Source organism: Brevibacillus brevis, from assembly GCF_022026395.1.
GTDB lineage: Bacteria > Bacillota > Bacilli > Brevibacillales > Brevibacillaceae > Brevibacillus.
Genome location: NZ_CP041767.1, coordinates 3,085,258 through 3,108,533, shown reverse-complemented (window position 1 = coordinate 3,108,533; position 23,276 = coordinate 3,085,258). Strand labels below are relative to the sequence as shown.

1 protein-coding gene is annotated in these 23,276 nt (G+C 49.4%); it reads right to left on the bottom strand.

Annotated elements, in window-relative coordinates; genetic code table 11:
* Window positions 1–62: 62 nt before the first annotated feature.
* Window positions 63–23,276, bottom strand: coding sequence for a linear gramicidin non-ribosomal peptide synthetase LgrC (lgrC, locus tag FO446_RS28940; protein ID WP_269137300.1), 23,214 nt, complete (start codon window positions 23,274–23,276; stop codon window positions 63–65).

Below are 23,276 nucleotides of genomic sequence, written 5' to 3'. Positions count from 1 at the left end.
ACTCCCATAAAAAATTTGCCATAGAGGCGCCGTGGTTGACGCCTCTATGCAGTTTGTATTCATTACTTGTCTTGGATGAGATCAAGTAAGTCGGCAATCTCTTCATCATCCCAACCGAATTCGGACAGATCACTTGTTGTTGGTGTTGCGGTCGTCTCCGTCTGACCTAGCTCGATCAATTGTCGTAGCGCGCTTACATAGTAATCCACTAAATCTTTGACGGTTTCTTTGCGATAAATCTCTTCACTGAAGGCGATCGTTACAATCAATTGTCCCCCAACGACAGAGCTACCGAAATCCAGCAGGTGCTGACGTTCCGAGTTGCGGTTGAAGTTGTCGCCTCTTGCTTCGTTTGCAAAGCCAAACAAGGATTCTGTGTCATCGGCTGTCTGATCAAGCTGACCGAGGTAGTTGAAGCTAATCTCTGCTTTTGGCAAAGACTTGAACGTTTCAGTCGTTTCCTCGTTCAGGTAACGGAGAATTCCATAGCCGATCCCCTTGTTCGGAATGCTACGCAGCTGTTCTTTGGTCGTTTGTAGCGCTTCTTTGAGAGAGGTAGTTCCCCTTGTATCCAAGAGGATGGTATACATGCTCGTGAACCATCCCAAGGTACGCGACAGATCGACATCGTCGAAAAGCTCTTCACGTCCGTGCCCTTCCAAATGGACGAGGGAGGTTTGATTTCCAGTCCAGACGAAAATGGCTTCTGCCAATGCAGTGAGCAAGACATCATTGATCTGCGTTTGGTAGATCGAAGGCAGATCCTGTAAGAGCACTTTGGTTTCTTCCTGCGAAAGTGCAACAGAAACCATCTTTGCAGTAAGCTCGCGGTTCTTTCCGTTCTCATAATCTTTTGGCAGAGCGTTTACTTCTGTATCGAGGCTGCTTAACCAATAATCTGCTTCCTCTCGCAGGCTGTCCGATTGGGCGTACTCCGTCAATTTTTCAGCCCAATACTTGTACGAGCTGGTTTTTGGCGGCAGCTGCACCTGCTTGCCTTGTAGCAGCTGGATGCTTGCCTTATTCAAGTCTTCCGTGATAATGCGCCAAGACACACCATCGACTGCCAAGTGGTGAATGACGATTAGCAAGCGGCCTTCCTGTTCACTGCCCAAATCAAAGTAGACGGCACGGAGCAACGGACCTTCCGAGAGATGCAAGCTAGCCTGAGCTTCCTCAGAGATTTCCCCGATTCGCTTCACTTGCTCTTCATGTGGCAAATGACCCAATTCCTCTACGGTAAATGGAATGATATCTGTCCAGTCCTCGTTGATTTGCTTCCATTTTCCATCCTGAAGGTAGAAACGGAGTCGGAGGGCATCATGATGTCCGAGTAAGTGATAAAAAGCTTGTCTCAAAATTTCCGGATCGATCGGTTTGACCGTTAAAAGTACAGATTGGTTCCAGTGGTTGCGATCTGCCAATTTTTGCTCGAAGAACCAGCGCTGAATCGGCAGAAGTGGCACTTCCCCTGTGACGATGCCTTGCTCGGCGAAAATGTTAACCGACTCCCCAATCGCTTGTGTCAACTCGGCAATCGACTGATTTTCGAACAAGAGCTTCGGTGACAAGCGAATTCCAGATTGTGCTGCACGGGCCACGATCTGAATGCTTAGAATCGAATCACCACCGAGTTCGAAGAAGTTATCGTGAATTCCGACTTGCTCTACGCCTAGAACCTTTTTCCATATTTCGGCCAATACTCTCTCGACGAACGTCTCCGGAGCAACGAATTCTCCATTACTTACTTTGTACTCCGGTACAGGTAATGCACGACGGTCTACTTTGCCATTTGGAGTGAGTGGCAGAGCATCCATGATGACGAATGCAGCTGGCACCATGTACTCCGGCAGTATTTCTTTGAGGTAGCTGTCGAAGTTGCCAGCTTGGTCCTCTACCCCTTCTTCAAGCACGACATACGCGGCCAGTCGTTTGACACCTGGCATATCTTCGCGGGCAAGGACGATTGTTTCTTTGACAGAAGGGTGCGTGTACAGGGCGGTTTCAATCTCGCCCAGCTCGACACGGAAACCACGGATACTCACCTGATCGTCGGCACGGCCGATAAACTCGATGTTGCCGTCCGGCAAGTAGCGGACAAGGTCTCCTGTGCGGTACATTTTTGCCCCTCGAATGTGCGCAAACGGATTTTCGACGAAGCGTTCTTGTGTCAGATCAGGACGTTTTAGATACCCTCGACCCAAGCTGTTCCCTGCGATGTACAGTTCGCCTGCAACACCGATCGGCACAGGTTGCAGTTTTGCATCAAGAACGTATACTTGCACATTGTCGATTGGGCGTCCGATTGTGGGCGCGGCTATCTGACCAGCTTGTACAGGAACGATGCCCGCTGTAGCTACCACGGCATTTTCCGTTGGTCCATACTGATTCACCAATGTAAATGGCAGATGAGCCGATGGATAGTGATGCAGTTTGTCACCGCCTGTCAGCATGTAGCGCAAACCAGTATCGGCCGACCATTCAATAGACATCAAGCTCTCTGCTAATGGTGTTGGCAAGAAGCTGATCGTGATTCCTGAGTCGACGAGCCAATCCCGCAGTTTTTCCGGTACGAGACGAATCTCTTCTTGTGGCAGATACAGGGTGGCTCCAGCCGTCAGATACGGCCAAATTTCCCAGACAGCGGCATCGAAGGCCGTTCCGGCGATTTGTGATGCCCTATCTTCTGGCGTGACGTTGTAAGCGTGCTGGTGCCAATAGATGAGATTCAATAGAGCACGTTGCTCGATTTCCACGCCTTTTGGTGTTCCGGTAGAACCAGAGGTGTAAATGACATAAGCGAGATTGTTCGTTGTCGTCGTAATTTCGGGGGATTCCGTGCTCTCACTGGCAATCAAATCCCAATCGATATCGAGACAAATAAACGTTGCATCACCTGTTGGCAATGCTTCAAGCAAGCGTTCCTGGGTTAATACGATCGGCATGTTCGTGTCATCCATCATGAAGGCAAGGCGCTCCTTTGGATAAGATGGATCCATCGGAACAAACGCGCCGCCTGCTTTGAGAATCCCTAATTGGCCGATCAGCATCTCGAGAGAGCGTTCCACGCAAATACCAACGAGTGTCTCTGTTGTAACCCCTTGTTGTTGCAAGTAGTTCGCCAGCTGATTCGCTTTCGAATCCAGTTCTGCGTAGGTGAGCGAACCTTCGCTGGAGACGACTGCCAGCTGATTCGGCATGTTCCTTGTCATTTCGGCAACTAGCTCGTGTACCGTCTTCTCATACGTGTAATTGGCAGCTGTGTTGTTCCACGCAAGTATAAGCTGTTCACGTTCATCCGGACGAAGCAATGGTAGCGCCATGATCGATCGATCAGGTTGGGCGACGATTCCCTCCAGTACATGATGGAAATGGTTCACCATTCGCTCCATCGTTGTTTGGTCGAACAAATCGGTATTGTAATCAAACGTAGCGATCAGGCCGTTTGGCGTTTCTGCCATCGTCAAGCTGATGTCGTATTTGGACATCACTTCTTGGCTCTTGCTTTCAAACGGAGCAATCTGAATGCCTTCAAGCTCATGCGTCTTCATTTCGAAGTTTTGCAGAGCGAACATGACTTGGTAGAGCGGCGAATAGCTTAGGCTACGTTCCAGCTCCAGCTCATCTATTAACTTTTCAAAGGGCAGGTCTTGATGGGTATATGCTTCCAATGCTGACTCGCGCACTCTTGCAAGTAGTTCACGGAAGGTTGGAGCGCTAGACATATCGGTTCTCATCGCCAGCGTGTTGATGAAGAAGCCAATTAATGACTCCGTTTCTTGTCTATTGCGTCCAGCAACCGGACTTCCGACGATAATGTCGTCTTGCCCGCTGTAGCGATGAAGCAGGATTTGGAATGCTGCGAGCAAGGTCATAAAGAGCGTGGCGCCTTCTTGTCGGCTGAGCGCGTGTAATTTTTCCACAAGCTCGGTCGGGAAACTTGTCGTGTATAAGGCTCCATTGTATGTCTGTACAGGTGGACGCGGACGGTCTGTCGGTAAGGCCAATAGCGGCTCACTGCCACTCAGTTTTGCTTTCCAGTATGCGAGTTGTTGCTCCAGCGCCTCTCCTTGTAACCACTCACGCTGCCAAGCTGCAAAGTCTGCATATTGGAGTGGCATGTCGGTGAGTTGCGGCGTTTCTTCCTTGCAAAGCGCTTCATAAATCGCAACCAGCTCTCTTATGAAAATGTTCATCGACCAGCCGTCAGACACGATATGGTGCAAATTTAGCAGGAAGACGAAATTCTCTTCGCCGATCTGGATGATCGTGGCCCGCAGTAACGGTCCTGTACGTAGGTCAAATGGTTTGGTTGCCTCTTCTCTCTCCAGGCGGTGTACCTCGGTGTCACGCTCTTCTTCTGGTAGATCTCGCAAATCAATCTTGCGCAGGCTCCACGCGATTTCTGGGTGAATGACCTGTATCGCTTCCCCGTTGATGTCAGTGAAGGTTGTTCGCAAGCTCTCGTGCCGCTCGATGATCATCTGCAGACTGCGTTCCCATGCATGAATGTTGAGGTGTCCTTGCATCCGCATGGCAGACGGGATGTTGTACAAGGCGCTGTCCGGCATTAAGCGATCCAAGAACCACAAGCGTTGCTGGGCAAAGGAGAGCGGTAGATGCTGGTCGCGAGAAACGGGTACGAGTGGAATGCTGGCAACATTCGATTTGGCTTCCAGTAGTCCGGTTACTTTTTCGCTCATTTGTGCCACGCTAGGATTCTCGAACAAGGCACGAAGTGGTACTTCCACACCAAATGTTTCTTTCAGGCGGGAAACGGTTTGGGTAGCCAAGAGTGAATGTCCACCCAGTTGAAAGAAGTCATCGTGGATTCCAATTCCCTCAACGGAAAGAACCTGCGACCAAATATGGGCAACGATTTCCTCTGTTGGAGTACGCGGTGCCACATATTCCTTTTCTGTCTCCCCTTGTCCCCAATCCGGTGCTGGAAGGGCACGGCGATTTACTTTCCCGTTGACCGTGAGTGGAATCTCTGGCATCCATACATAACCTGCAGGAACCATGTATTCCGGTAGGGTCTCTTTCAGGTAGTGGATAAGCTCAGCATCACTCGGTTGTTGTTCGTTTGCTGCAACGAGATAAGCCGCCAAACGCTTGTCTCCTTTTCGATCCTCACGCGCGATAACGACGACATTCTGAACAGTTGGATGTTGCCTGAGTCTATTTTCGATTTCGCCCAGCTCGATTCGATAACCGCGAATTTTGACTTGGTCGTCGATTCGTCCGAGGAATTCGATCTGTCCGTCTTCCGTATAGCGAACCAGGTCGCCAGTCTGATAGAGGCGTTCTCCTTCCTTACCGAACGGATGATTGATAAAGCGTTCTTTCGTAAGTTCAGGACGATTCCAGTACCCTCTGGCTATTCCTTTTCCGCCGATGTACAACTCGCCTGGTACGCCTATTGCCACAGGTTGCAGGTATGCATCCAGTACATACACTTCCACATTGGCGATGGGTCGGCCGATTGATGGATTTTGGCCGTTATTCTCACAACGTACGAGAGTAGCGGTGACAGTTGTTTCTGTTGGTCCATAGCAGTTAAAGAGCTGGCGATCCTTGGCGTGACGAGCAACAAGCTCTCGGCTTAACGCTTCCCCGCCGACAATCAGAGTCTTAAGGTCTGGCAAATCCGCTTGTGGCAATGCCGATGCTACAGAGGAAGCCATTGTCACGGTCGTGATGCGTTGTTCCTGCAGGACTTGGATCAACTCCGGACCAGGTAAAAGTAATTCGCGATCCTCCAAGACGAGCGTGGCACCAGCGAGCAGGGTCATAGCGATCTCGGAGACTGAAACATCAAAGCTAAAGGATGTGAATTGCAAAACCCGGCTCGTCGCATCGATTTGGAACGAATGGATCAGGGCATGTGTCAAATTGATAACGGAGTGGTGCTCGACCATTACCCCTTTTGGCAAACCGGTTGATCCAGAAGTATAGATGACGTACGCGAGATGATGCTCATGGACGCTGCTATCCACGTTTGCGGTAGGTTCATCTGCCAGTTCATCGCTATCGAGGCAAATGATCTGTATAGAAGGAACTGGTAGCATGTCTTTCAGCGATACTTGCGTCAACAAAATGTTTGCCTGCGAATCTTCGATCATGTAGGCAATGCGATCTTGCGGATGCGCCGGATCGATTGGCACATAAGCAGCCCCTGCTTTCATTACACCGAGGAAAGCGATGATCATCTCGAAAGAACGCTCGACGCAAATGCCAACTAGCTTGTCCGGTTGTACTCCCGATGCAATCAACCTGTGAGCCAGCTGGTTTGCACGGTTGTTCAGCTCGGCATAGGTCAGTTCCTTCTTCTTGTAAACGAGTGCAATCGCATCAGGGGTCTTTTCCACTTGTTTCTCAAATGCCTGGTGTATGCATAGCTGGGTCGGATAATCTACGCGCGTGTCATTCCATTCGACTACTACTTGCTGGAGCTCGCTTTCACTGATCATCGACACCTCTGCGAGGCACTGTTCAGGCTTTGCCATCATGGATTCGAGCAAGTGAGACATCTGGTGCAGAACTCGTTCGATATTTTCAGACGCGAATCTGCTTTGGTCGTATTTGATCTTAAGAATGAACTCTTTACCCGGACCGCAGACGACGGTAATTGGATAATTCGTTTGTTCCATCGTCTCCACATCAGATAATTGCAGTTGATTGTGTTCATCTTTTACCGATTCACCAATCGGGTAGTTCTCAAAAATGAAGATGCTCTCGAACAGGGCAGCATTACGAGCTATTTCACTCCAGCCTTGGATGTCAACCAACGGCGTGTACTCAAACTGACGAAGCTCCACTTGATGTTCTTGAATCTCGCGTAGCCATTCCCGCACCGATTTGTTCGCATCTATAAAAACACGAATCGGCAGGGTGTTGATGAAGAGACCTACCATGCCCTCTACGGTAGGCAGATCAGCCGGACGACCGGAAACGGTTGCACCGAAGACGACATCATCCGTTGCGCTGTATCGGCTCAGGATGAGAGCCCATGCTCCTTGGACAAGCGTATTCAAGGTCAACTGATGAGTACGGACAAAGGCTTGCAAACGTGAAGTCATTTCCGCTGATAAGCGAATTTCTTTCTCTTCGTACACTTTCAGCGTATTTTCCCGGACGCCTGAGTGGTTACTCATCGCTAATGGGGTTGACTCGTGGAAGCCTTTTAGCTGTTCACGCCAAAAATGTTCGGCAGCACTCAAGTCTTGTCGCTGTACCCAATCGATATACGCAGAGAATGGTTGGACGTAGCTGTACGAAACCTCTCTGTCTTCTGCTAGGGACACATAAGCACTAAACCAGTCTTTTAGTACAATCGGGACGCTCCAACCATCAAGCAGTACATGATGGAAGCTCCAAGTGAAGCGATAAACTCCCTCACGTAAGTGGAACAACGTCCAACGCATGAGTGGTGGAGACGCAATCTCGAAATTTCGTCTGCGGTCAGCTTCTAGGTAGTGGGCCAGCTCCGTTTTTTGCTGCTCCGTTGTCAAATGACGAAGGTCGATTTTTTCTACAGTTGCTTTTACTTGTTTGCGGACAATCTGATGAGCCTCAGAACCTTCCCAAACAAAATAGGTACGCAAGATTGGATGACGATCCACTACCTTTTGCCACGCCTGTTCAAACGCATCGACGTGCAAGCCCTCCATCGTCATGGCAAAGTGAACAATATAGTCTCCCCCTTCTTGTTCGTACAGGGAGTGGAACAGCATGCCACCTTGCAATGGACTGAGTGGATAGACGTTCTCGATCAGGCGATCCTGTCCCAGATGCTTGTCGATAGCCCGTTGATCCATTCGCGCTAGCGGGAAGTCAGATGGTGTATAGCCGCCTGCTTCTTCGGACTGGCAGTGCGCCATGATCTCGCGCAAAGCTTCCAGATAGTTGCACGCAAGCTCTTGAATCGTGCTTTCCTCGTGAATGTTTTCGCTATAGATCCATGTGACATGGAGTTGTTCGCCGGATATGACACTGTTTACATCAATCAGGTGCTGGCGTCTTGTGTCTTTCCCCAGATTGGAGCCTCTTGATTCTTGTGCCATGCCAAATCTCGATTCGGCTTGTACGATCTGATCAAACTGTCCGAGGTAGTTGAAGCTGATTTCTGGCTTCGTCTTTTCACCTAGCCATTTTTTCAACTCCTGATCCTGACTCAGGTATTGGAGGATGCCGTAGCCTACACCTTTCTTTGGAATGAGACGAAGCTGTTCCTTGACCGCTTTCAAAGCGTCGCCCCATGTCTTCGACGGATCAATCGAAAGCTGTACCGGGTACATGCTCGTAAACCAGCCAACCGTACGGGATAAGTCTGCTCCTTCGATAATTTCCTCTCGTCCGTGCCCTTCCAGATGAACAGCTACTGTTTTTTCACCTGTCCACCGATTCATTACTTTGGTTAAAGCCGTAAGCAATACATCATTGATCTGCAGGCGGTAAGGCGAAAGGGTATCCTGCAACAACGCACGAGTTTCTTCGATAGTAAGCGCAAGACTGACTTGTTTGGAGGTTGCATCTGTGTTTTGGCTTGGCTCGAAGGCACGGTCAATGGGAAGTGGACTCACTTCATCACTTTGACCCAGCCAGAACGCTTTTTCCGGCTCGATCGCTTCGGAATTCGCATAGGATTGCAATTGCTCTGCCCATGACTTGAATGAAGTCGTTTTCGCTGGGAATGATACCGGTTGATCGTTTACCAATTGCTCGTAAGCAGTTTGCAGATCCTCTAGCAAAATGCGCCAGGACACACCGTCAATCACCAGATGGTGGGCAACAATCAGCAGACGACCAGGTTGGTCCGCTCCAAGATGGAAGTACACCGCTTGGAAAACGGGTCCCTCACTTACATGTAGACTAGATTGCACCTCGTTTGCGATTTGCTCCAGACGATCGGCTTGTTCTTCTTCGCGAACAGCGGACAGGTCCACACTACGGAATGGAATGGTCTCAGGAAGTCCCTCGATATGTTGGGTCCAGCCTTGCTCCGTATGGATATAACGCATACGTAATGCGTCGTGATGCGTGAGCAGACTCTCGATGACACGCGCTAGAACAGTCAGGTCAACAGGTTGTTGGACCGTCAAAAGCAAGGATTGGTTCCAATGATGGATCGACGGTTGTTCAGTCGTGAAGAACCACGATTGAATTGGCGTGAGCGGTACCTCTCCCGTCACGATGCCTTGTTCTGCTTGGATTTTTACTGCTTGTAAGCCGCCAATCTCTGTCACGACACTTGCCAGTTCCGCGATGGTTTGATTTCTCAGGAGTTGTTTCGGTGTCAAACGAATTCCAGCCTGATTGGCTCGAGAAACAATTTGGATACTCAAGATGGAGTCTCCACCCAACTCGAAAAAGTTGTCATAAATACCAACGTTGTCAATACTTAGGACTTTTTTCCATATATCTGCAAGCGTAGCCTCTATAGCAGTTGTCGGCGCAGCAAAACTGCCTTCTGTTTCGTTGTGTAAGAAATCAGGTACAGGCAATGCTTGTCGGTCTACCTTACCGTTTGGGGTCAGCGGCAGGTTATCCATGATGACAAATGCAGCTGGCACCATGTACTCAGGCAGCTTTTCCTTCAGATAGCTACGGAAGTCACTTGCTTGAATTTCTTGATTTTCTCCAAGTACAACGTAGGCAGCGAGTCGTTTTACGCCCGGAGTATCCTCTCGCACGAGGGCGATGGTTTCTTTTACTGCCGGATGAGTGTACAGAGCCGTTTCAATTTCACCCAGTTCGACCCGGAATCCTCGAATGCTCACCTGATCGTCAGCGCGGCCAATGAAATCTATGTTTCCATCTGGCAGGTAACGAACCAGGTCTCCCGTTCGGTACATGCGCGCTCCTGGTTTTTGTGAGTATGGATTGGCTACGAACCGCTCTTTGGTCAGATCGGGGCGCTTCAGATAACCCCGTGCCAAGCTGTCTCCTGCAATATAGAGCTCTCCGGCTACACCAATCGGCACAGGTTTTCGTTTTTCATCAAGGACGTATACCTGCACATTGTCTATTGGACGACCGATTGATGGTGCGAAAACATGAGTAGCTTCTGTCGGAACGACACCTGCTGTGGCGACAACCGCATTTTCAGTTGGGCCGTATTGGTTCACAAGTGTAAACGGCATGGTTGCTGGTGGGTAATCGTGTAGCTTGTCGCCCCCTGTGAGCATATACCGTAGCTTCGTGTCGATAGGCCATTCCAAGGTAAGCAGCCTTTCCGCCAATGGCGTCGGCAAAAAGCTAATCGTGATTCCCGATGCAACAAGCCAATCTCTGAGTTCCTCCGGGACCAGACGAATCTCTTCTGATGGGAGATAAAGTGTTGCTCCCTTTGTCAGGTACGGCCAGATTTCCCAAACAGACGCATCAAAGGCTGTCCCTGCGATTTGTGAAGCTCGATCATTTGAATCTACGCTGTACGACCTTTGGTGCCAGGAAATGAGATTTAACAAGGCGGCATGTTCGATCTCTACCCCTTTTGGCGTCCCAGTAGAACCAGACGTATAGATGACATATGCCAGATTCTCTGTTGTCATTGCCATGTTCGGCGCCTCGCTGCTCTCTTCCGATATGATAGTCCAATCACGATCCAAGCAGATGAATGAGGCAGTACCTTCCGGCAATCGCTCTAACAGTCGTTCTTGGGTTACTACAACTGGCATATTGGCATCTTTCATCATGAATGCAAGGCGCTCTTGTGGATACGCTGTGTCCATTGGGACATAAGCACCGCCAGCTTTGAGGATTCCCAATTGACCGATGAGCATATCGATGGAACGTTCTACGCAAATGCCGACAAGTGTTTCGGAGGATACTCCCTGTTTTTGCAGGTAGTTCGCTACCTGATTCGCTTTGGCATCCAGTTCTGCATAGGTGATCTGCCCTTCTTCGGATACAACTGCTAATTGATTTGGCAACTCTTGTGCAATCCGGGCAACCCTTTCATGCACGCATGTTTCGCGTTCAAAAGGTACATTTGTATCATTCCATTGATGGAGAAGCTGCTCCTTTTCCATATCGCCCAGGAGAGGTATGGCTGTGACTGGTTGCATCGGATTTACCGAAATCGCCTCTAGCAAATTCGAGAAATGGTTCCCCATGCGCTCGATCGTTGCTGGATCAAAAAGATCAGTGTTGTACTCGAATGTTGCAATAAGTCCGTCAGGTGCTTCTACGGTGGTCAAGGTGATATCAAACTTGGCGCTTACACCCTCCTGACCTTTGTGGAAAGGCTCGATGCGAATCTGGGACAATTCTTGTACTTCCATCGGGATGTTTTGCAGTACGAACATCACTTGGAATAACGGTGAGTAGCTTAGGCTTCGTTCCAGCTCCAGTTCATCTACCAGTTTTTCAAACGGGACGTCTTGATGCGCATAAGCTTCCAGTGCGGTCTCTCGTACTTTTGCTAGCAAGTCTCGGAAGGTTGGTTCCCCAGACATATCCGTACGCATTACCAGGGTGTTAATGAAGAAACCAATCAGTGACTCCAATTCCTGTCTATTTCGTCCTGCGACCGGACTTCCGACGAGGATGTCTTTTTGACCACTGTAGCGATAGAGCAGGGTCTGAAAGGCAGCTAGCAAGGTCATGAATAAGGTTGATCCCTCTTCACGACTGAGCACTTTTAGATCGGCAAGCAGTTTTTCCGGGAGCCTAATTGTATGCATTGCCCCTTTATGGCTCTGAACAGCAGGGCGTGGACGATCTGTCGGCAATCTCAGAAGTGGTTCTGCATCGCCTAATTGTTTTTTCCAGTACGCCAATTGTTGCTCCAATACCTCACCTTGTAACCAATTGCGTTGCCATGTGGCATAGTCTGCATATTGCAGCGGCATTTCGGCCAGTTGTGGTGTTTCCCCAGCAGATAACGCTTCGTAAATGGAGACTAACTCCCCCATGAATACACTCATGGACCAGCCATCCGCAATGATGTGGTGTAAATTGAGCAAAAATACATGCGCTTGTTCATCCATGCAAATCAGTTTTGCGCGCAATAACGGCCCTTGATTCAGATGAAACGACTGTTCCGCATCTTCTATGGCGAGACGCAATACTTCCCCTTCTCGCTCTGCTTCGTTCCAGTCTCGTAAGTCGATTCGTCCCAGGTTCCACTCAATCTGCGGGTGAATGACTTGAACGGCTTCTCCATTCCTATCGGAGAAAGTTGTACGCAGGCTCTCATGACGTTGGATGATCAGCTTGAGACTGCGTTCCCATGCCTCGACGTCTAGCTCACCCATCAGACGAACAGCAGTTGGGATGTTGTAGACGGAACTGTCTGGCAGCAGCTTGTCCAAGAACCACAAACGTTGTTGTGCAAATGAGAGCGGCAAGTGTTCGTCACGCGACACGGGCTTGAGCGGGATGTCAGTGAGACCCGCTTCCCCTTGTAATAATGCCGTAATTTTTTCGCTGATCGCTGCCGTTGTCGGATAATCAAACAGCGTACGAAGCGGCATGTCTACGCCAAAGGTTTGACGCATACGGGAAATCGCTTGGGTAGCTAGGAGAGAATGTCCCCCTCGTTCAAAGAAATCGTCGTGAATCCCGACTTGCTCTACAGAAAGCACCTGTGTCCAAATGTTCGCCACTATTTCTTCTGTTGGTGTGCGTGGTGCGACATACTCCTGTTGTGTGGTCAAAAGTCCCCAATCCGGTGTAGGCAGCGCCCGGTGGTCTATTTTTCCGTTGACCGTAAGCGGAATCGCCTCCATCCAGACGATGCCTGCTGGGATCATGTAATCCGGCAATGTCTCTTTCAGATAGAGAACGAGTTCCTCTGTAGCTGGCTTCTCGTCACCCATTGCAATCAGATAAGCAGCCAAACGATTGTCGCGTACGGTAATGACAGCTTCCCGAATCGCAGAGTGCTTTCTCAATGCGTTTTCGATTTCACCTAGTTCGATGCGGAAGCCGCGAATTTTCACCTGATTATCGATACGACCGAGGAATTCAAGGTTACCGTCTGGCAGATAGCGTACCTGATCCCCTGTACGATAAAGACGTTCGCCTTCCGCTCCAAACGGATGAGTGACGAATCGTTCCGCTGTAAGCTCTGGACGATTCCAGTAACCGCGTGCCAAGCCTTTTCCACCAATGTACAGCTCACCTGGTACACCTATAGGGACAGGCTTCAGATTGGCATCTAAAACGTAGATGGTCGCATTGGCGATAGGGCGGCCAATTGGCGTGTTCGTCAGATTTGTATCCAAAAGCATCAGCGTGGTGCAAACGGTTGCTTCCGTTGGGCCGTAGCAATTGAAAAATTGACGATGATTTGCATAGCGAGTGATGAGCTCATAGCTTGGCGCTTCGCCACCGATTACTAATGTTTTCAGATCAGGTAAGTCGGCGTCAGGTAATGCCGCAAGAACAGCGGGCACCGTCATCACAGTCGTGATTTGTTTTTCTTGCAAGACAGAGATGAGTTCAGGGCCTGGCAAGAGCATTTCTCGATCCTCAATGACTAGGGTCGCACCCGAAATCAAAGCCATGACGATCTCCGCGACAGATACGTCGAAACTGAACGAACATAACTGCAAGACGCGGCTAGACGGCTGGACTTGGAACAACTCAATCAGGTAATGAGCCATATTCATTGCACTTTGGTGTTCGACCATAACGCCTTTGGGCAAGCCAGTGGAACCAGATGTGTAAATGACATAGGCAAGATTTTGTTCTGAAACCCCGCACTTCACATCGTGAACAGGTTCATTTTCCAAAGCATTGCTATCAAGGCAAATTACCTGAGCCTTCGTTGTAGTTAAATGGCTTGCCAGAGATTGCTGGGTCAACACGATGTTTGCCTGCGAATCCTCGATCATGTAGGCAATACGCTCTAGCGGATGCGCCGGATCGATTGGAACGTAGGCGGCACCTGCTTTCATCACTCCGAGAATCCCGACGATCATCTCAGGAGAGCGCTCGATGCAAATCCCGACGAGCGTATCTGGTTTCACGCCTTGGGCAAGGAGATAATGCGCCAATTGGTTCGCTCGCTGATTCAGCTCGGCATACGTCATTTCCATCTTTTTGTACATGAGTCCGATCGCATCGGGCGTCTTTTGTACTTGTTGTTCAAATGCTTGATGAATACAAAGCCCGGTCGGATAATCGACCTTCGTATCGTTCCACTCGACCAAAACCTGCTCTTGTTCGCTTTCGCTGATCATGCTCACATCTGCCAGAGTTTGATCAGGATTGGCTGTCATCGATTGGAGCAGAAGAGTCATTTGCTCTAGGACACGTTCGATACGTATAGGATCGAATCGGTTTTGATCAAAAACGATTTTGAGGACAAATTCTTTTCCAGGGCCACATACTACGGTAAGTGGATAGTTCGTTTGCTCCGCAGAGTCTACATCAGAAATCTGAATACGGCTGTCCGCTTCTTTCACAGACTCGTCAATCGGATAGTTCTCAAAGATAAAAATACTTTCGAACAGAGAGGTGTTGCGCTCGAATTCGCTCCAACTCTGGATGTCAACCAGCGGCGTGTACTCATATTGGCGAATCTCCAATTGCATTTCTTGCAATTCGCGCAGCCATACCCGCACGGTTTTGCTTGGATCGAGTGTGATTCGCACCGGAAGCGTATTGATGAACAGACCCACCATATTTTCTACACCAGGCAAATCGGCTGGACGTCCTGAACCAGTTGCCCCGAATACGACGTCTGCTTCCCCACTGTAAGCTCCGAGGATCATGCCCCACGCACTTTGTATGAAAGTATTCAGCGTTACCTGATGCTGACGGGCAAAGGATTGCAGCTGTTCGGTAAACTCGGCCGAGAATCGGATAAAGCGCTCGTCGTAGGTTTTGGGTTCTCCAGTGGATTGGATTGCTTGACCGAGATTGATTTGTGTCGGCCCGTATATCCCTTTCAGATGGTTGCGCCAGAAGCGTTCCGCAGCTTGCAAGTCTTGGCGCTGGATCCACGCAACATACTGGGAAAATGGCTGTACAGCCCCAAGCTGAATGTCTTTTCCATCTACCAGTGCTAAATAAGCGGCAAACCAGTCCTTTAAGACGAGCGGCAAACTCCAACCGTCCAATAATACGTGGTGGAAGCTCCAGATAAAGCGATATGCTTCGTTGCTAATCCGAAACAAAGTCAAACGCATGAGAGGTGCTTCTGTAATCGAGAAGTTCCGCTTGCGATCCTCTTCCAAAAATGCGTCTAACGCTGCTTTCTGCCTATCCGTCGGTAAGTGTCGCAGATCTCTTTCATCAACTGTCACTCGAACGTGTTTGCGGATAATTTGATGCGGATTCACTACTCCATCCCAGATAAACGAGGTACGCAGAATGGAATGACGATCGATGACTTTTTGCCATGCTTGCTGGAGTGCATCGACTTGCAAATGATGGATCGTCATGGAGAACTGAACCACATAGTCTCCGCCCTCTTGCTCGTACAGGGAATGGAAAAGCATGCCTTCCTGCAACGGCGTCAGTGGATAGATGTTCTCGATGGAACGATCTTTCCCCACATACGTGTCGATTGTACGCTGATCCAGACGAGATAACGGGAAATCAGAAGGAGTATAGCCCCCTGCTTCTTCCGAGCGGCAATGAGCCATAATCTCACGCAAGGCGTCCATATAATCTTGAGCAACTGCTTCCACCGTACTTTTCTCGTGGATGTTTTCGTTGTAAAACCAGGTGACATGCAGTTGTTCTTCGGAAATGACGCTATTTACATCGATTAAATGCGAGCGAATGGAATCAGGTGCAAGATTCGAGCCTCTCGATTCAGCAGCCATGCCAAACTTGGAGTTAGATGAAACGACCTGATCAAACTGGCCGAGGTAGTTGAAGCTGATCTCTGGCTTCATTCGAGACTTCAACTGCTCTTTCAGCTCGTCATCCTGACGTAAGTAGCGCAGGATACCATAGCCAACTCCATTTTGCGGAATGGCTCGAAGCTGTTCTTTGACCGCTTTCAACAGTTCGCTCCACGGTTTCGTCTGGTCAAGTGTAAGTTGTACAGGATACATACTCGTGAACCAGCCAACGGTGCGGGATAAATCCGCTCCTTCCAAAATATCCTCGCGTCCATGCCCCTCGAGATGGAAAGATAACGTCTGTTTCCCCGTCCAACGGTGCATCGCTTTTGTTAAGGCAGCGAGTAATACATCGTTGATTTTCAAACGGTAGGGAGAAAGTGTTTCCTGCAACAGGGCACGGGTTTCTCCTGCGTTTAACGAGAATGTTACTTGTTTGGTAGTCGCTTCGGTGTTCTGACTCGGTTCATAAAGGTGATCAATCGGGATCGGACTCGCCTCATGGTCTTGTTTGAGCCAGTACTCTTTTTCTTGCTGGATGGCGTCTGAATTGGCATACTCGACTAATTGTTCAGCCCACATCTTGAACGAAGTCGTCTTTGCTGGCATTTGTACGTCTTGACCGTTCGCTATTTGATCATAAGTATGTTGAAGATCGTCCAGCAAAATACGCCACGATACACCGTCAACAACCAAGTGATGAATGACGAGCAACAGTCGGCCAGCTTGCTCTTCGCCCATGTTGAAGTACACAGCCTGTACAACGGGACCTTCTGTGATATTTAGGCTCGCTTGTATTTCTTGTGAGATTTCCTCCAGCCTGGACTCTTGTTCCTGTTTAGGGAATTTAGAAAGATCCACGCTACGGAATGGAACATTCTTTTCAAGACCTTCCATCATTTGTGTCCACATGCCGTCATGGTGTGAAAAGCGCATACGCAACGCATCATGATGGGTCAGGAGGCTCTGGACGGTTTGCTTTAGTACAACTAGGTCTACTGGCTGCTGAACAGTTAGAAGTACCGACTGATTCCAGTGGTGCAGTGACGGTTGATTGGAGTCAAAGAACCAATTTTGGATTGGGGTGAGCGGTACATTTCCAGTAACAGCGCCCTGTTCATTTTTCCACTTGATATCTGTTTCTTGGCTAAAATCAGTAACAACGCGCAGTAATTCAGCAATGGTTTGATTTTCAAAAAGTTGCTTGGGTGTGAAGCGTATTCCGGAATGATTGGCTCTTGCGACGATCTGGATACTGAGAATGGAGTCGCCGCCCAATTCGAAAAAGTTGTCGTAGATGCCGATGTTCGCAACACCCAGCACACTTTCCCAGATTTTTGCCAATTTTATTTCCAAATCCGTTGCAGGTGCTACATAACCGCTATCCGCCTCATTTCGGGAATAGTCAGGGATTGGTAGCGCCCGGCGGTCCACTTTTCCGTTTGGTGTCAGTGGGAAGCTGTCCAACTTCACAAAGGCGGATGGGATCATGTACTCTGGCAACTTATCCTTGAGGTAGGATCGCATCTCGGTGTGAGCAACCTCTTTTTCCTCTGCAAAAACGAGGTAGGCGGCTAGGCGCTTGTCTCCTGGAGTTTCCTCTCTCACCATGAGTAATGATTCTTTTACAGCCGGATGGCTCTGCAACACTGTCTCGATTTCGCCTAGTTCAATGCGGAAGCCGCGAATTTTCACTTGATTGTCGATACGTCCGATAAACTCAATCGTGCCATCAGGCAAATAACGAACCAAGTCACCAGTACGGTACAGGCGAGAGCTTCCATGTGGATCAAACGGATTCTCCACAAAACGCTCTGCGGTCAACTCCGGATTATTCAAATAGCCAAGAGCGAGTCCATCTCCGCCTATATATAATTCGCCTGCTGCACCCATAGGGACAGGTTGTTGATGCTTGTCCAATACGTACACTGTGGTATTGCTGATCGGTCGACCGATCGGGAAGGAGCTGACTCCTTCTGCAAGCTCCGTGACGGGATGGCAGCAAGTAAACGTCGTATTTTCCGTCGGTCCATAGCCGTTTATCACCGTGATATCGCCAAGAGAGAGCACCTTGCGTACATGGAATGTGGAAACAACATCCCCACCGACAAGTAGCTGCCGCACGCCGCGCAAGTACTCCACCTTGTGGTCAACCATGACCGTGAACAGACCAGCCGTCAACCAAAGTGTCGTCACCTTGTGATTTTGAATCGTCTCCCCCAGTTCATCGAGGGAAGGCTGATGTGGCGGCATCAACACCAGCTTCGCTCCGTTTAACAACGCTCCCCAAATCTCAAAGGTAGCAGCGTCAAACGATACGGTGGAGGCTTGCAGGAACACGTCCTCTTCCGTAATGGTCACGTAGTTTGTGTTTTTGATCAGGCGAACTATCCCGCGATGGACGACCAGTACTCCTTTTGGCGTACCTGTTGAACCCGATGTGTAAATGACGTAAGCGAGACTGTCGCCGGTCATATCTACTTGAGGAGCAAGTGTGCTTTCTTCTGCCCATTTTTCTCCAGCCTGGTCGAGATTGAGAATGGTAAGCTCTTGTCCTTGCCACCTGTCAGACATGTGCTCCTGTGTCAATAAAATCGAAATCTGGGCATCTGCCACCATGAAAGCCAGACGTTCTTCTGGATACGCAGGGTCGAGTGGCACATACGCTCCACCTGCCTTAAGAATCCCCAGCATACCAACGAGCATATCTAACGAGCGTTCTACGCAAAGCCCGACAAAAGTACCTGTTTCTACACCTTGCTTTTGCAAGTAGTGGGCAAGCTGATTGGCTTTTGCCTCCAGCTCGGCGTAGGTCAACTGTTCATCTCCCGCAACGACGGCGATACGATCCGGGCATTGGGTCGCTGTTTCGGCAAACAGTTGTGGAACGGTTTTATCCCGAGGGTATTCGCTCGCTGTATTATTAAGCTCTACTACCTGTTTATTTCGTTCGCTCTCCCTTAGGAGATCAAGCTTTTCAATCGACTCCTCTGGTTGGGTGATGATAGCCTCAAGCAAATTTTGCAAATGTCCAGTCATTCGCTCGATCGTCGATCTGTCGAACAAATCTGTGCTGTACTCAAAGGAAGCCACAAGTCCGTCTGCCTGCTCTCTCATCGTCAATGTGAGGTCAAACTTGGATGTCGTCAAATGTCGCTCAGAATCCAGTGGTGTTAACTGAATGCCGGACGTTACTGCATCCTCCAGCGGGAAGTTTTGCAGGACAAACATGACCTGGAACAACTGCGAGTAGCTGAGGCTACGCTCTAGCTGTAGCTCATCGACCAATTTTTCAAAAGGTAAATCTTGATGTGCATAGGCCTCCAACGCTGTTTCTCGAACGCGTGCCAGTAATTCTGTAAAGGTGACATCTCCTGTTACGTTGGTTCGCAGTGCCAAAGTGTTGACAAAAAATCCAATCAAATTCTCGGTTTCTTGCCGATTGCGTCCAGCTACCGGACTTCCCACAACGATGTCTTCTTGTCCACTATAGCGGTATAGAAGGGTCTGGAATGCAGCCAGCAACGTCATAAACAAGGTAGAATTGGACTCCTGGCTAAGCACTTTCAATTTGGCAAGCAAGTCCGCAGAAAAGGTCTTGGTGTAAATGGCTCCTTTATAGGATTGCACAGCGGGACGCGAACGGTCTGTCGGCAGTGCTAGAAGCGGTTCTGCTCCATTCAGTTTTTCTTTCCAATAAGCAACCTGTTGTTCCAAGATTTCGCCGTCCAGCCACTCACGCTGCCATGTGGCAAAATCCGCATATTGAATCGGCAGATCTGGAAGCTCTGGTGTTTCTTGTTTACGGAAGGCTTCGTAGTTGGCAAGCAATTCGCGATAGAAGATGCCCATCGACCAACCATCAGAGATGATGTGGTGCATGTTGATCAAGAAGACATATGCGTGATCATCTGTTTGGATCATCGTTGCGCGTATCAGCGGTCCCTGTCCAAGGGAAAAAGCTCGTGCCGTTTCGGCTTCAGCCAACTGCTCTACCTTTTGTTCTTTCTGTTCAGCGGATAGGTCCCGCAAGTCCAAAATGTCCATTTTCCAGTCCATATGCGGATGAATCACTTGTATGGATTGTCCGTCTATTTCGTGGAACGTGGTACGCAAGCTTTCGTGACGCAAAATGATCGCCTGTAAGCTTTTCTCCCATGCCACTACGTCGAGTTCGCCTTGCAAGCGAAGGGCAGATGGGATGTTGTACATCGGGCTTTCCGGCATGAATTGATCAAAGAACCACAATCGCTGTTGGGCAAAAGACAACGGCAGATTGCTCTGTCTTGACACAGGCTGAATTGATCCGCCAATCGTTTCTTTTTCTCCCAAATGAAGTGCTGCTCCTTGTTCACTCCATGCTGCAATGGTTGGATGTTCAAAAATGGAGCGCACCGTCTGCTCTATTCCAAACGCCTCTCTCAGGCGTGATATGACTCGTGTCGCCAAAAGGGAATGTCCACCGAGCTCGAAAAAGTTATCGTGAATCCCCACTTTTTCTACTCCGAGTACCTGCGACCATATGTTGGCAATCAGCTCTTCTACCTGATTGCGCGGCTCCATGTAGCCTTTGTCGGAAGCAGGATTTGTCCATTCCGGTTCCGGCAATTGTTTGCGGTCGATTTTACCATTTGCCGTCAAAGGCATCGCATCAAGGAAAATATAAAATGATGGCCTCATGAATTCTGGCAACTTTGTTTTTGTCCATGCACGCAAATCAGAAGTTTCGAGGTTGTTGTCTCCTGAAACGGTAAGATACGCCGTTAGATGCTTCTCGCCCGGATTCATCTCACGTACCAAAACCACAACTTCGTTTACAGATGGATGCAGGCTGAGTGCTGCTTCCACCTCACCTAATTCGATGCGGAAGCCGCGGATTTTTACCTGATGGTCGATACGACCGATAAACTCAATCGTGCCATCAGGCAAATAACGAACCAAGTCACCAGTACGGTACAGGCGAGAACTTCCATGTGGATCAAACGGATTCTCCACAAAACGTTCTGCGGTCAACTCCGGATTATTCAAATAGCCAAGAGCGAGTCCATCTCCGCCTATATATAATTCGCCTGCTGCACCCAGAGGGACGGGTTGTTGATGCTTGTCCAATACGTACACTGTGGTATTGCTAATCGGTCGGCCGATCGGGAAGGAGCTGACTCCTTCTGCAAGCTCTGTGACGGGATGGCAGCAAGTAAACGTCGTATTTTCCGTCGGTCCATAGCCGTTTATCACCGTGGTACCGCCAAGAGAGAGCACCTTGCGTACATGGGATGTGGAAACAACATCCCCACCGACAAGTAGCTGCCGCACGCCGCGCAAGTACTCCACCTTGTGGTCAACCATGACCGTGAACAGACCAGCCGTCAGCCAAAGTGTCGTCACCTTGTGATTTTGAATCGTCTCCCCCAGTTCATCGAGGGAAGGTTGATGTGGTGGCATCAACACCAGCTTCGCTCCGTTTAACAACGCCCCCCAAATTTCAAAGGTAGCAGCGTCAAACGATACGGTGGAGGCTTGGAGGAACACGTCCTCTTCCGTAATGGTCACGTAGTTTGTGTTTTTGATCAGGCGAACTATCCCGCGATGGACGACCAGTACTCCTTTTGGCGTACCTGTTGAACCCGATGTGTAAATGACATAGGCGAGACTGTCCGCGGTCATATCTACTTGAGGAGCAAGCGTGCTTTCTTCTGCCCATTTTTCCCCGGTCTGGTCGAGGTTGAGAATGGTAAGCTCTTGTCCTTGCCACTTGTCAGCCAAATGCTCCTGTGTCAATAAAATGGAAATCTGGGCATCTGCCAGCATGAAAGCCAGGCGTTCTTCTGGATACGCAGGGTCGAGTGGCACATACGCCCCGCCCGCTTTGAGAATCCCGAGCATACCGACGAGCATATCTAACGAGCGTTCTACGCAAAGCCCGACAAAAGTGCCTGTTTCTACTCCTTGCTTTTGCAAGTAGTTAGCAAGCTGATTGGCTTTTGCCTCCAGCTCGGCGTAGGTCAACTGTTCTTCCCCCGCAACGACAGCGATACGATCCGGGTATTGGGCCGCTGTTTCAGCAAACAGTTGTGGAACGGTTTTATCCCGAGGGTATTCGCTCGTAGTATCGTTTAGCTCAACCAGTAGATGCTGCCTCTCTTCTGGACTGAGGATAGAGATAGAGGACAAGCGTTGTTTCGGATTCTCCACGATGGCAGCTAGAATGGATGCCATTTGGTCAAGTGTCCGTTCGATTGCCGTCTGCTCAAAGCGGTCTGTCCTGTATATCATTTTGATGCTAAATTGCTCGCCCGGAATCCCGACAATCGTAAGCGGATTATCTACTTCTTGGAAGTGCTCAACCTGAGAGATGGAAAAACCGAATTCCCGCTCTTCTCCTTCTCCTAGCGGATAGTTCTCAAAAACGAAAATACTTTCAAACAGTGGTAGTCCACGGGGTACATCCGTCCAGCCCTGGATATCCACCAATGGCGAGTATTCATATTGGCGGACTCTCGATTGCTGATTTTGCAACTCTTTGAACCACTGATCCAACGTTTGCTCAGGCTCTACTTTCGTTTTCATCGGCAACGTATTGATAAACATTCCAACCATCTGCTCTACACCTGGCAGATCGCTCGGGCGCCCGGAACCGGTTACCCCGTATACCACGCTTTCTTCCCCACTCAAACGGCTGAGGAGAATGGCCCATGCCCCTTGCACGATGGTGTTGACCGTAACCTTATACGTTCGAGCTAATTTTAAGAGAGCTTTCGAGATTTCATCAGTCAAGGTTCGAGTCAATTCATGAATTCCTTTTTCCTCTTCTGAATCCCTCAAGGGATAAGATTCAAAAGGAAGAGGGGTTGGACCCTCGACGGACGACAGGAACTCGCGCCAGAACTTTTCAGACTCCGCCTTGTCCTGACGACGAAGCCAGGAGATATAATCCTTGAATGGCTTTGGCTGCGGAAGTCTCAAGTCCTTGCCTTGGCAGTACGCCTCATAGAAATCGAGGACTTCCTGGAAAAGAATGGGGCTGCTCCATCCATCCAAGAGCAAATGGTGAAAGGTCCAGATGAACTGGTGCACATCTTTGGCCTTTTTGATGACCGTCACTCGCATGAGTGGGGCTTCGCTCAAGTCGAAGCCCACCTCTTTTTCTTTTTGCAAAAACGATGTCAGCATGGTTCTTTGCTCTTCATCGGTGTGATGTGACCAGTCGTCCTGGTGTATGGAAAAAGGAACACTTTCGAAGACCACCTGAAGTGGCTTCTCCACTTCTTCCCAAAGGAATCCAGTACGCAAAATGGAATGTCTTTGAACCACTTTGTTCCAGGCTTTTTCAAAGTTGCCGATGTCAAGCTCGCCTGTAAGAATGGCAATGTTCTGTACCATATAGGCTGAACCCTCAGAGTACAGCGAATGGAACAACATCCCTTCTTGCAGCGGGGATAAGGTGTATAGATCAGTAAAATCCCCCAT